This window comes from Pseudomonas sp. NDM, assembly GCF_003105095.1.
GTDB classification, from domain to species: Bacteria; Pseudomonadota; Gammaproteobacteria; order Pseudomonadales; family Pseudomonadaceae; genus Aquipseudomonas; species Aquipseudomonas moraviensis_A.
Window position 1 is genome coordinate 1 of record NZ_QETJ01000157.1, and the last position, 11,291, is coordinate 11,291.

Here is an 11,291-nt window from a genome sequence, read left to right on the forward strand (position 1 = left end):
TCGGTGACTGACAGAATGCTTTCGCGAGCAGGCTCGCTCCCACAATTGCTACCGTGATTGGCTTATTTGCGATCCAGCCACACGGTCTGGGCGTTGCAGAATTCCCGTACGCCGAAATGCGACAGCTCACGACCGAAGCCGCTCTTCTTCACGCCGCCGAAGGTCACGCGCGGGTCGCTGGCGGAGTAGCCGTTGATGAACACGCCGCCGGTTTCCAGTTCGCTGGTCAGTTGCTGGGCCAGCGCCACGTTGGCGGTGTAGATCGTCGCGGTCAGGCCAAAATCGCTGTCGTTGGCCAGAGCCACGGCGTGCGCGCAATCGCGTGCGGTGATGATCGAGGCGACCGGGCCGAACAGTTCCTGTTTGAACGAAGTCATGCGGTCAGTGACATCAGCCAGTACCGTCGGCTCATAGTAGTTGCCGGCGCCTTCGGCCTTTCTGCCACCAAGCAACAGCGTCGCGCCTTCTTCAAGGGTGTCGCGCACTTGCTGATCGAGTTCGTCACGCAGATCGAAACGCGCCATCGGCCCGATGTAAGTGTCGGCGTTCAGCGGATCACCCATTTTCAACTGGCGTGTAGCTTCGACGAACTTACGCGTGAATTCCTCGACCACTCCTTGTTCGATGATCAGGCGCTTGGCAGCCGCGCAGACCTGTCCGGAGTTCTGATAACGACCGACTACCGCCGCATGCACGGCTTCATCCAGATCGGCGTCATTAAGCACAATGAATGGATCGGAACCGCCGAGCTCCAGCACGCACTTCTTCAACGCTGCACCGGCCTGAGCACCGATGGCCATGCCGGCGCGGACGCTGCCGGTCAGCGTCACGGCGGCGATGCGCGGATCGGCGATGGCGGTGGAAACGCCTTCCGGGGTGACGTTGAGCACTTCGAACACGCCGTCGGGGAAACCGGCGCGGACGAACGCATCGCGCAGCAGATAAGCGCTGCCCATCACGTTCGGCGCATGCTTGAGCACGTAGGTGTTGCCGGCAAGCAGCGTCGGCACCGCGCCGCGCAGCACCTGCCAGATCGGGAAGTTCCACGGCATCACCGCCAGAATGGGCCCGAGCGGACGATACTCGATGCGCGCCTTGCCGCCTTCAACTTGTGTGGCCTCAGCATCGAGCATGGCCGGGCCGTGTTCGGCGTACCACTCGCAGAGCTTGGCGCATTTCTCGATTTCGCCACGGGCCTGAGTGATCGGCTTGCCCATTTCCCGGGTGATCATCGTCGCCATCGCTTCTGAGGTTTCACGCAGCGCGCCGGCCAGAGCGGTCAGCAGGCTTGAGCGATCCTGCAGCGGCTTGCGCTTCCACTTGCCGAAGCCGTAAGCGGCGCGGGTCAGTGCTGCATCGAGGGCAGCGGCGGATTCAAACGCGTAGTGACCGATCTGCTCGCCGGTGGCGGGGTTGATCGAGATGGCGTGGGTCTGGCTGGAAATCTGGCTCATGGCGTTGTCCTTCATGTTCGTCGGATGGGCCAAGAGTAGGGTGGTGTTTGTTTTCTGGAAACTGAATAATAAAGATCGTTTCTTTCACGATTGGAGAATGCCTGTGGATCTGGTGCAACTGGAAATCTTCAAAGCCGTGGCCGAGCACGGCAGCATCAGCGCCGCCGCCACGCAGATTCACCGCGTGCCGTCGAACCTGACCACGCGCATCAAACAGCTGGAGCAGGATCTCGGCGTCGATCTGTTCATCCGCGAGAAAAGCCGTCTGCGTTTGTCGCCGGCCGGGTGGAGTTTTCTCGAATACACGCGGCGCATTCTCGATCTGGTGCAGGAAGCCCGGGCCACGGTGGCGGGGGAGGAGCCCCAGGGCGCATTTCCTTTGGGCTCGCTGGAAAGTACTGCTGCAGTGCGCATTCCTGAACTGCTGGCGGCGTACAACCAGCAGCATCCGAAGGTCGACCTCGACCTCTCGACCGGGCCATCGGGGACGATGATCGACGGCGTGCTGTCCGGGCGTCTTGCCGCTGCATTTGTCGACGGCCCGGTACTGCATCCGGCCCTGGAAGGCGTGCCGGCGTTCGAGGAGGAAATGGTCATCATCGCGCCGCTCAATCATTCACCGGTCGAGCGTGCGGCGGACGTGAATGGCGAAAATATCTACGCTTTTCGTTCCAACTGTTCCTACCGTCACCATTTCGAAAAATGGTTCAGCACTGACGCCGCCGTGCCCGGCAAGATTTTCGAAATGGAGTCCTACCACGGCATGCTCGCCTGCGTCAGTGCCGGTGCTGGCCTGGCGTTGATGCCACGTAAAATGCTGCAGAGCATGCCCGGCAGCGCGACGGTCAGCGTCTGGCCGCTGACGGCGAATTTTCGCTATCTGACTACCTGGCTGGTGTGGCGTCGGGGCACGGTGTCGCGCAGTCTGAGCATGTTCGTGCGGTTGCTGGAGGAGTGCGGGGTAGTGCGGGCTGAGCAATGAGGGAGGCTTTTGAGTATTTCTTTGGTGGAAAAAACTATCGATTGGCAACGTGCGTACCAGTCGCGGTAAATATTTAACACTGACGACTGGCAGCACGCTTTGAAAAAAACACGCGATACATAAGTGCCACTTAAATAGGATTGTCGGATGTGGCGTGCACCTTTCCATTTGAAACTTTAATAGTTTCGTTTTGGTACTCAAACTCCATCTCGATAGCTGCGTTAATAGAGTTGAGATTGGGGTGTCTTTCAATATGAAGTTTTCCTTTTTTTGCCCTGACATGTTCTGAACTGGAGGAGGCAGTTGGATGGAAGACAAAAGTTCCTCTGATGGCACTACCAGCTGGTCCAACTTCATGTTCACCGTCTGGTAGGCCTTGCGGGAAGACAACCTGGATGGCTAAATAACTATTGGGAACCCCCCCATCAAAGCGACCCGTGATAGCGCTGTTTGTACCAATCGCAGAGTACATAATACTGTCGGCTTCAAAGTGGTCGCCTGTGAGTGGTAGCGGAGGCGTTATAGTTGCTGTGAAGTAGTCGTCGGGGTGTCTGTTTTTCTCAGTAAGATTGCTAACAGTAAACTCTAATTCTTGGTTGAAATCTTGCATTTCTAAAGTCCTTTATTAATTAAATGAGGAGTGTTCTGTAATGGGACGTTACCCGACCTGTAGATTAGCCAGAGTTCTCTATTTTGTAACTGTCATAACTTACAGTTGTTTTTTTCGTAAAAAGCGCGAATGAGCTGGTAGAGGCACGATGTGGCACGCTCCACAGTTGACGTGAAAAGTCGTGGATGCGATCGTCGCAGTGATCGGATCGGGCACCTTCGAGCACTCATCATCGCGTCCGTTTGACGCGTTTTACGATGTCTAGCTCATCTAAGGATCTGCCAGACCATCCGAGACTACGCACCGTGGTGTTGTTTTTGCTACGGCACTTGCAGGATCGCGCCCGACAAAAGCCGATTTCGTCCGGGAAAAAAATGCCGGCTTTCGTGCCATAGCCCGGCATTTTGCCTGTCAAGACGACCGGCAATAATCCGTGGCATAGTCAGTAGGATTCTCTACTCGCAAAACTTCTGGCAACAACTCATCCGCAAAACCCTGCTAAGCCAAGGGACGCAATAATCGTTCGATCGAGGTCATGCGGCCGAGGTAAAGCGGCTGTCGGAAGTCGCCGGAAACGGTAAGCCGTGCACCGTGGCGAAGGTCACTTCCTGTGGGTGCGCGAAAGTGTTGACCACGATGTATCCAGTGCGACGCTCAAGGATTGGCAGCAGGCAGCGCCAATCTCAGGTCGATACTTTCAAGCTGGATTGCCGCGGTGAGCTGACCTTTTGCAAGTGCGGGCGACGGTCGACAGTTCGGCTTCATCGTTGACCGCAACCAATATCGCCGACGGGCCAAACACTTCATGGGCCAATGCCGGTTCGCTGAGCAATTGGCGTCCCGAAAGTCGGGCCGTTGAGCTCGCGGGCGGCGTGCATCATTTCAGCTTTGAAGGCTGCCGTTGCGTCGCGGACCAGGGTGAAGAACGACAGGCGCGGCGTGAAGAGTTCAAGGCAAATAACCTTGATCACGGCGTGCCGTTGCGCCCGTACAAACGATAACCGTCGCGCTGATTCAAGCGATCGTAGTAGGCGCGCACCGCAGCCAGGTCCCCGTGATCGAGCGGCGTTTCGAACCAGCGATTTACCGACAGCCCGATCGGGATATCCGCCAGGGAAAACTGCTCGCCACTCACGTAAGCGCCGGTCTTGTGCAGGTGGCGGTCGAGGATTTGCATGTTCCGCGTCCAGTCCCGGCAGCCAGCGGCCAGGGCGTCGCGGTCCTGATAGTCCGGCGACTTGCGCACCAGCGCCATCAGCGGGTACGACCATGAGCGATTCAGCTCCGAGGCCTGCCAGTCGATCCACTGATCGACCCGCGCCCGGGCAATTGCCTCGGCGGGATACAAATTCGCGCCGCCATAGCGCGTCGCCAGATACCGAATGATCGTGTTGGATTCCCACAGGGTGAAATCGCCGTCCTGAATCACCGGCACCATGGCGCAGGGGTTGAGCGCGAGAAACTCCGGAGTGTTCGGCGACTTGAAACCCGACCCCCAGTCTTCACGCTCGAACGGGATGTCCAGTTCGGCGCAGGTCCACAGGACTTTGCGCACATTGATCGATGAGGCTTTGCCGAGAATTCGCAGCATGGGATTTCCTTCTCCTGGTGTCGGACGCAGAAAAATACCATAGCGCAAAACACAGGGCCCGCATTGCGCGGGCCTTGCTTCAATCATGTTTCAGTGATCAGATGCTGCCCGCCAGTTTGCCGGCCATCATCCGCCGACGGTAAGACGTGTCGCGGTTGGCGAGCCAGAAATACAGCGGCGAGGTCACCAGCAAACCGACCAGCCAGGACAGATCCGCGCCGTTGATGTGCGCCGAGACAGGGCCGACGTACAGCGGCGTGTTCATGAACGGAATCTGCACGGCGATGCCGATCGCATAAGCCAGCAATGCCTGTGGGTTGTAACGGCCGTAGATGCCGCCGTCGACCTGGAAGATCGACTGAATGTCGTACTTGCCCTTGTGGATCGCATAGAAGTCGATCAGGTTGATCGCGGTCCACGGCACCAACACCACCAGCAGCACCAGCACCATGTCGACGAAGTGGCCGATGAAGTCAGCCGAGGCACCGACCGCAGCGAAGCAGCAGGCCAGCAAGACGATGATGGAAATCACTGCGCGGCTTTTCGCCGTCGGGATCCAGCGATAGGCGAAGGTCTGCACCAGAGTGATCAGCGACAGTACTGCACCGTAGAGGTTAAGGGCGTTGTGGCTGATCACACTGAGCAGAAACAGCACCAGCATCAGCGGGCCGATGGCGCCGGTGGCCAGTTTGACCGCGTCCATGGTGTCCATGCCGACGGGCGTGGCCAGCACCGCCACCGCGCCGAAAACGAACGACAGACTCGAACCCAGCGCCGAACCGAGGTAAGTCGTCCAGAACGTCGACGACACTTTCACATCCGCCGGCAAATAGCGTGAGTAGTCGGAAACGTACGGCGCGAATGCGATCTGCCACAACGCCGCCAGCGACACCGTGGCCAACCAGCCGGACAGATTGAAGCTGCCCCGGGTAAGGAAATCATCGGTCTGGATATGGGTGAGGATGTAGCCGAAACCGACGACGATGCCGATACCCAGCACCCAGGTGCCGATGCGATTGAGCACATGAATGAAGCGGTAGCCGATGATGCCGATGATCCCGGACCCGAGCGCGCCGATGACGATACCCACCGGCACCGGAACGCTGTCGACCACGCCGTGCAGCGATTTGCCGGCGAGGACGATGTTGGAGGCGAAGAAGCCGATGTACATCACCCCGGCAATCAGCACCACCAGCAACGCACCGAGCGAACCGAATTGCGCGCGGCTCTGGATCATTTGCGGGATGCCCATCTGCGGGCCTTGCGCCGAGTGCAGCGCCATCAACACGCCGCCGACCAGATGGCCGACCAGAATCGCGACGATGCCCCAGACCAGGTTCAGATGAAACAACTGCACACCCAGCGCCCCGGTGACGATGGGCAGCGGCGCGATGTTGCCGCCGAACCAGAGGGTGAACAGATCGCGAACCTTTCCGTGGCGATCTTCGGGCGGCACGTAGCCTATCGTGTGTTTTTCAATCAGCGGAGCGGAAGTGGGTGCGGGGGTAGCCATGTCGAACTCCAAGGCAAGGATGAGTACGTGGACGTACTTCGGTAAGCGCCGGCACGGGTGGCGCATTTCTTGTTGAAGTGATCATGTGCAAAGCCCCGGGATAGATAAATTAGTAAGTTTGTTGCTTCAGACCTTAAAAAAAATATGCTCCGGCTGCGGCGGGCCTCCGGTATGTTCACACTCAGCTGTCTGCACTCCTCGCCACAGAAGCACTGTTGATTTCGCCGGAGGTTTCATGGCTGCCTACAACCTGCGCCAGCTCAAATATTTCGTCACCACCGCCGACTGCGGCAGCGTCGCCGAAGCGTCGCGCAAGCTCTACATCGCCCAGCCTTCGGTGTCCACGGCGATCAAGCATCTGGAAGAAAGCTTCGGTGTGCAGTTGTTCATCCGCCATCACGCCCAAGGCGTGTCCCTGACACCCAGCGGTTCGCGCTTCTATCGCAAGGCGCTGGAGCTGTTGCGGGTGGCCCATGAGTTCGAGCAGAACGCTCTGGCGGACAACGATGTGGTCGCCGGGCAGATCGATATCGGCTGTTTCGAAACCGTGGCGCCGCTGTACCTGCCGCGCCTGATCGCCGGCTTCAAACAGCGCTGGCCGGGCGTGGAAATCCGCATCCGCGACGGCGAGCAGCAGGAACTGGTGCAAGCGCTGACGGCGGGCAGCATCGATGTGGCGATGCTGTTCGAACACGACCTCGACAGCACCATCGAAACCTCGTCGCTGATGCCGCCGCAGCAGCCGTACGCCTTGCTGCCGGCTGATCATCGCTTCGCGCAACAGGCAAAGGTCTCGCTGCATGATCTGGTGCTGGAACCGATGATCCTGCTCGACGTGGTGCCGAGCCGGACGTACTTCGTTAGCATTTTTGAGGAGCGCGGTCTGACGCCGAATATCGTCTTCAGCTCACCCTCGATCGAGATGGTGCGCGGCATGGTCGCCAATGGCTTCGGCTTTTCGATTCTGATAACCAAGCCGTTCAGCGACTATACCTACGATGGGCAGAAAGTCGTCTGCGTGCCGCTGGCCGAAACCGTCACCGGCTCGGGCTTGTCGGCAGCGTGGCTGCGACGGGTACAACTGACCAAACCGGTGCAGTTGTTCGTCGATCATTGTCGCGAGGAACTGGCCCGGCTGTACGCCTGAACACCGGGCCGGGCCGACGCTTACAGGCGGATGAAATCGAGCAGGCGTTGCAGCATTTCATCGCAGGCGTGCAATTGCTCAAGGCTGATGAACTCATCGGGTTTGTGGCCCTGATCCATGCTGCCGGGGCCGCACACCACGGTGGGAATGCCCACCGCGTCGAACAGACCGCCTTCAGTACCGAACGCTACGGTGCCGAAATCCCTCGAAGCGCAGAACGCCGCGATCAGCTCGGCGGCCTGGCTGTGGGCCTCGGTGACCAGGCCCGGATACGCCGACAGCGCGCTGAAACGAATATCGCTGTGTGCACTGACAGCGCGCATGCGTGGCAGCACTTCGCGTTCGGCGTAAGCCTTGAGCGCCTCAGCAACCAGAGCCGGATCCTGCGATGGCAGGGCGCGGATCTCGAAATCGAAGCGGCAGTCGGCGGGCACGATATTCAGCGCCTTGCCGCCACTGATCAGCCCGGTTTGCACGGTGCTGTAGGGCGGATCGAAACGCGCATCGTGGTGTTCGGGCGCCTTGAGCTGCTGGCCAAGCCGTCCTAGTTCGGCGATCAGTTCGGCGGCGTATTCGATAGCGTTGACCCCGAGCGGCGCATAGGCCGAATGGCACGGGTGGCCATGCACATCGCAGCGCATCGCCAGTTTGCCTTTGTGACCAAGCACCGGTTTCAGTTCGGTCGGTTCACCGATGATGCACAGCAACGGTTTCACCGGCCGCTGCTGCAACACCTCAAGTAACGAGCGCACGCCGAGGCAGCCGACTTCCTCGTCATAAGACAGAGCGATATGTACCGGCTGGCGCAGAGGCGTCGCAACCAGCCTCGGCACCAGCGCCAGCACGCAGGCGATATAGCCTTTCATGTCAGCCGTGCCACGGCCGAACAGCTTGCCGTCGCGCTCGCTGAGTTCGAACGGTGGCAACGTCCACGGCTGACCATCGACCGGCACCACATCGGTGTGCCCGGACAGCACGATGCCCGGTTGATCGACCGGGCCGATGGTAGCGAACAGATTGGCTTTGCTGCGTTCGTCGTTGTAAATCAGCGCGCACGGCACGTCGTGACTGGCGAGGTAATCGCGGACGAATTCGATCAACTGCAGATTCGATTCGCGGCTGGTGGTGTCGAAGCCCACCAGCGTCTTGAGCAGCGCGACGCTGTTCATCGATCGTCTCCGGCAACCCCATAACCCGGTGCCTTGGCCGGATCGAGGGCGCGATCGATGTAGGCCTGCAACTGCGGCAGATAGGCATCCCAAAGTGCCTGCAACTGGCCGATCGGGTTTTCATCGGCCCAATCCACACGCAAATTGACGATGGGCCAGGTCTGTTCGCCGACCACCAGCAGCGCTGCCGAATGCACCGGCCCGGCTTCGCCACCGTGCGCTTGTGCGGCGTGCAGGGCCTTGAGCAGGCGCTCGGCAAGTTGCCCTTCGCCGTGCTCGAAAGCGCTGACCATCGCCTCGATGACTTCGCGCCCGGCGAGCATGTTGCCGGCGGCTACGCATTGCTCACCCGTGGCGGCGTTGTGTACGCCGAGAGTTTGCGCGCCGCTGAAATGCGCAGTCTGGCCGAGGTGGTTGATCGCGGTGATCTGGCGGTACTGGCTGTAGCCGTTGCGCGTGAGCACCTGGTCCAGCGCGGCTTCAGGGGCCACGCCCTGTTCCAGCAGGGCGAGGACTTCCGGGCCGAGCGACGGCAAAGTGATGTTCTGGCTCGACACCGCGCCGACGCCGGGCAACAGCCACGGGCAGCGGGCACCGACGGCGATGCTGGAAGAACTGATGGCGACGCCGAACTGACCGGTGTCGGCGCAGCGGGCGGTGATGGAAAAGGTCATGGGCGGAGTCCTTGATTGTCTGGGCTGACGCCTTCGTGAGCAGGCTCGCTCCCACTTTGAAATACATGCCCCTGTGGGAGTGAGCCTGCTCGCGAAGGTCGCGACTCGGTTTTCCTAACTTACTCGGGAATCACCGCAATCACATCGATCTCCATCAGCCACTGCGGCTGGCCCAGCGCCGCGACCACCAGCCCGGTGGAAATCGGGAACACCCCCTTGAGCCATTTGCCGACCTCCTGATACACCGCCTCGCGATAACGCGGGTCGATCAGGTAGGTGGTGGTCTTGACAATGTGGCTCATGTCGCTGCCAGCTTCTTCGAGCAACTGCTTGACGTTGCGCATGGCTTGCTCGGCCTGGGCGCGCGGGTCACCGAGACCGACCAGATTGCCGTCGAAATCGGTGCCGACCTGACCACGCACATACACCGTGTTGCCGGCGCGCACAGCCTGGCACAAGTCGTTGTCGAGGGTCTGGTTGGGGTAGGTGTCTTTGGTGTTGAACATGCGGATGCGTGTATGGGTTGGCTGGCTCATGGGCGGCTCCTGTAGAGAGGGTTTGGCCCGGTGCAAGCGGCACCGGGCGCAAGAGGGAATCAAGCGTCGACGAAGTGTCTCGGCGTGGAAGGATGCGGCTGCGCTTCACGCTGCTCGGCATCGCGGTATTCGAGATATTTGCGTTGGGTGGCGATGTGATCAGCGACATGTTTGGCGTCGTGCCACACGCCCCAGATAAACGACGAACCTCGCCGCGATTGCCACGGCAGACCGAGGAAATAAATCCCCGGCTCGCTCGACACGCCGCGCTGATGCACAGGCTTGCCTTGCGCATCCAGCGCCGCGACTTTCAGCCAGGAATAATCCACGGCGAACCCGGTCGCCCAGATGATCGAGGTCACGCCAGCCTTGCGCAGATCCAGGTCGCGCAGCGGGTTTTTCACGCACTCGGGGTCGGCAAACATTTCCCGCGCCTCAGGCTCTTGCGGCAGGTCGAGGCCGTTGCGTTCGATGTAGGCGTCGGCGGCATCGAGCAGCGCCAGATAGTTCTCGTCGCCGCGCTTGAGGTTGGCGACCAGGTCCTGCTTGAAGGTCACCACGCCGTTGGCGAACGACTCGGTAACTCCGACCAGGGTCATGCCGCGATGGGCCAGACCCCGAAAGTCGATGGTGCGCCCGCCATGAGCACCGCTGACGGCGATGGTCACATGTTCGCGGCCGGGTTTCATTGCCGCCTGATCCCACTCGCCGAGTACCCCCAGCCACCAGCAGAAATCGCGGTTGCGATAAGCGCGAGGCGGGCGGTCATGGGCGCCGACCGACAGGTAAACCTGCTTGCCGGAACGTTGCAGTTCATCGGCAATCTGCACCCCGGAAGAACCGGCACCGACCACCAACACCGCGCCTGCCGGCAGTTGCTGCGGATTGCGATAGTCAGCGGAGTGGATCTGCAGCAGGCGTTCGTCTTGCGGGGCAATCGCCGGGATCACCGGTTTCTGAAACGGCCCGGTTGCTGCTACGACTCGTCTGGCTTCGATCACGCCATCGGAGGTCTCGACGGTGAAACCCGGACGACCGACATTGCGCACCACGCTTTTGACTTCCACACCGGTGCGGATCGGCGCATTGAATTTTTTCGCATAGGCTTCGAAGTAATCGGCCACGCGTTCTTTCGCGGCGAAACCGTCGGGATTGACGTCATCGAATTCCAGGCCGGGAAAGCGGTCATGCCACGCCGGGCCGTTCGCCACCAGCGAATCCCAGCGTCCGGTGCGCCAGCGCTCGGCGATGCGGTTGCGCTCCAGCACCAGATGCGGGACACCGAGTTTGCTCAGGTGCTCGCTCATCGCCACACCCGCTTGGCCGGCACCGACGATCAGCGTGTCTGTTGTTATTATTTCTGGGGTCATCTCTACATCCTTCCTAACAAGGCAGTTGGATTCGGGCCGCTGTTGGCTTGTCCGTTTGGCTTGAGGTCAGACTAGGGAGAGGGGGGGTATCGGTAAAATATTATTAAGCTGGGATGTGAAGATAAAAAACTGATGCAGGCAGGCCGAAGCCTTTGAATGCAGGGCTTTCAAGGACGCCCAAGGTCAGTGGTTGAAGAGTTTTTTTGGCGAGGGAGCTTGCTCCCGCTGGGTCACGCAGCGGCCCT

General features: G+C 60.1%; 10 protein-coding genes and 2 pseudogenes. 2 read left to right on the plus strand and 10 right to left on the minus strand.

The annotated features are described in order from the left end of the window. Positions 1 to 62: 62 nt before the first annotated feature. Positions 63 to 1,454, minus strand: a complete 1,392-nt coding sequence (locus DCO47_RS22290) for an aldehyde dehydrogenase family protein (RefSeq protein WP_116658939.1) — start codon at positions 1,452 to 1,454, stop codon at positions 63 to 65. Positions 1,455 to 1,557: 103 nt separating this feature from the next. Here DCO47_RS22290 and DCO47_RS22295 point away from each other — a divergent pair, with 103 nt between their 5' ends. After that, positions 1,558 to 2,436, plus strand: a complete 879-nt coding sequence (locus DCO47_RS22295) for a LysR family transcriptional regulator (RefSeq protein ID WP_116658948.1) — start codon at positions 1,558 to 1,560, stop codon at positions 2,434 to 2,436. A 130-nt stretch (positions 2,437 to 2,566) separates the two neighbouring features. On the opposite strand, the gene DCO47_RS22300 is transcribed toward DCO47_RS22295, so the two are convergent. From DCO47_RS22300 to DCO47_RS22320, 5 genes and pseudogenes are all read right to left on the minus strand, one after another. Next, the gene (locus DCO47_RS22300) at positions 2,567 to 3,046 is read right to left on the minus strand and encodes a hypothetical protein (protein ID WP_116658940.1); all 480 of its coding nucleotides are present in this window, start codon (positions 3,044 to 3,046) and stop codon (positions 2,567 to 2,569) included. A 416-nt stretch (positions 3,047 to 3,462) separates the two neighbouring features. Next, positions 3,463 to 3,878: pseudogene (locus tag DCO47_RS22305) on the minus strand (aldehyde dehydrogenase (NADP(+))); the annotation flags it as partial. Further along, a pseudogene (locus tag DCO47_RS22310) lies at positions 3,850 to 3,966 on the minus strand (cysteine hydrolase); the annotation flags it as partial. The pseudogenes DCO47_RS22310 and DCO47_RS22305, both read right to left, overlap by 29 nt. A gap of 47 nt (positions 3,967 to 4,013) precedes the next feature. After that, on the minus strand, positions 4,014 to 4,637 hold the full coding sequence (locus DCO47_RS22315) for a glutathione S-transferase family protein (RefSeq protein WP_116658941.1): 624 nt from the start codon (positions 4,635 to 4,637) through the stop codon (positions 4,014 to 4,016). A 97-nt stretch (positions 4,638 to 4,734) separates the two neighbouring features. Next, entirely contained in the window at positions 4,735 to 6,150 is a 1,416-nt protein-coding gene (locus DCO47_RS22320; protein WP_116658942.1) for a cytosine permease, read from the minus strand. A 235-nt stretch (positions 6,151 to 6,385) separates the two neighbouring features. Here DCO47_RS22320 and DCO47_RS22325 point away from each other — a divergent pair, with 235 nt between their 5' ends. After that, entirely contained in the window at positions 6,386 to 7,297 is a 912-nt protein-coding gene (locus DCO47_RS22325; RefSeq protein ID WP_116658943.1) for a LysR family transcriptional regulator, read from the plus strand. Between the two features lie 20 nt (positions 7,298 to 7,317). On the opposite strand, the gene argE is transcribed toward DCO47_RS22325, so the two are convergent. From argE to DCO47_RS22345, 4 genes are all read right to left on the minus strand, one after another. Then, the gene (argE, locus tag DCO47_RS22330; protein WP_116658944.1) at positions 7,318 to 8,466 is read right to left on the minus strand and encodes an acetylornithine deacetylase; all 1,149 of its coding nucleotides are present in this window, start codon (positions 8,464 to 8,466) and stop codon (positions 7,318 to 7,320) included. Then, positions 8,463 to 9,140 carry a DUF1028 domain-containing protein gene (locus DCO47_RS22335; protein ID WP_116658945.1) on the minus strand — a complete coding sequence of 226 codons (678 nt, stop codon included), beginning with the start codon at positions 9,138 to 9,140 and terminating at the stop codon, positions 8,463 to 8,465. Before DCO47_RS22335 ends, argE begins: the two co-directional genes overlap by 4 nt. A 119-nt stretch (positions 9,141 to 9,259) precedes the next feature. Further along, positions 9,260 to 9,676 carry a RidA family protein gene (locus DCO47_RS22340; protein WP_116658946.1) on the minus strand — a complete coding sequence of 139 codons (417 nt, stop codon included), beginning with the start codon at positions 9,674 to 9,676 and terminating at the stop codon, positions 9,260 to 9,262. Positions 9,677 to 9,735: 59 nt separating this feature from the next. Then, entirely contained in the window at positions 9,736 to 11,046 is a 1,311-nt protein-coding gene (locus tag DCO47_RS22345; RefSeq protein ID WP_116658947.1) for an NAD(P)/FAD-dependent oxidoreductase, read from the minus strand. Between the last annotated feature and the right edge of the window lie 245 nt (positions 11,047 to 11,291).

What these genes read in the sequence shown, in the direction of transcription:
- DCO47_RS22320 (WP_116658942.1), bottom strand. Translation starts at nt 6,150, where the DNA reads ATGGCTACCCCCGCACCCACTTCCGCTCCGCTGATTGAAAAACACACG.
- DCO47_RS22290 (WP_116658939.1), bottom strand. Translation starts at nt 1,454, where the DNA reads ATGAGCCAGATTTCCAGCCAGACCCACGCCATCTCGATCAACCCCGCC.
- argE (WP_116658944.1), bottom strand. Translation starts at nt 8,466, where the DNA reads ATGAACAGCGTCGCGCTGCTCAAGACGCTGGTGGGCTTCGACACCACC.
- DCO47_RS22315 (WP_116658941.1), bottom strand. Translation starts at nt 4,637, where the DNA reads ATGCTGCGAATTCTCGGCAAAGCCTCATCGATCAATGTGCGCAAAGTC.
- DCO47_RS22335 (WP_116658945.1), bottom strand. Translation starts at nt 9,140, where the DNA reads ATGACCTTTTCCATCACCGCCCGCTGCGCCGACACCGGTCAGTTCGGC.
- DCO47_RS22325 (WP_116658943.1), top strand. Translation starts at nt 6,386, where the DNA reads ATGGCTGCCTACAACCTGCGCCAGCTCAAATATTTCGTCACCACCGCC.
- DCO47_RS22340 (WP_116658946.1), bottom strand. Translation starts at nt 9,676, where the DNA reads ATGAGCCAGCCAACCCATACACGCATCCGCATGTTCAACACCAAAGAC.
- DCO47_RS22300 (WP_116658940.1), bottom strand. Translation starts at nt 3,046, where the DNA reads ATGCAAGATTTCAACCAAGAATTAGAGTTTACTGTTAGCAATCTTACT.
- DCO47_RS22345 (WP_116658947.1), bottom strand. Translation starts at nt 11,046, where the DNA reads ATGACCCCAGAAATAATAACAACAGACACGCTGATCGTCGGTGCCGGC.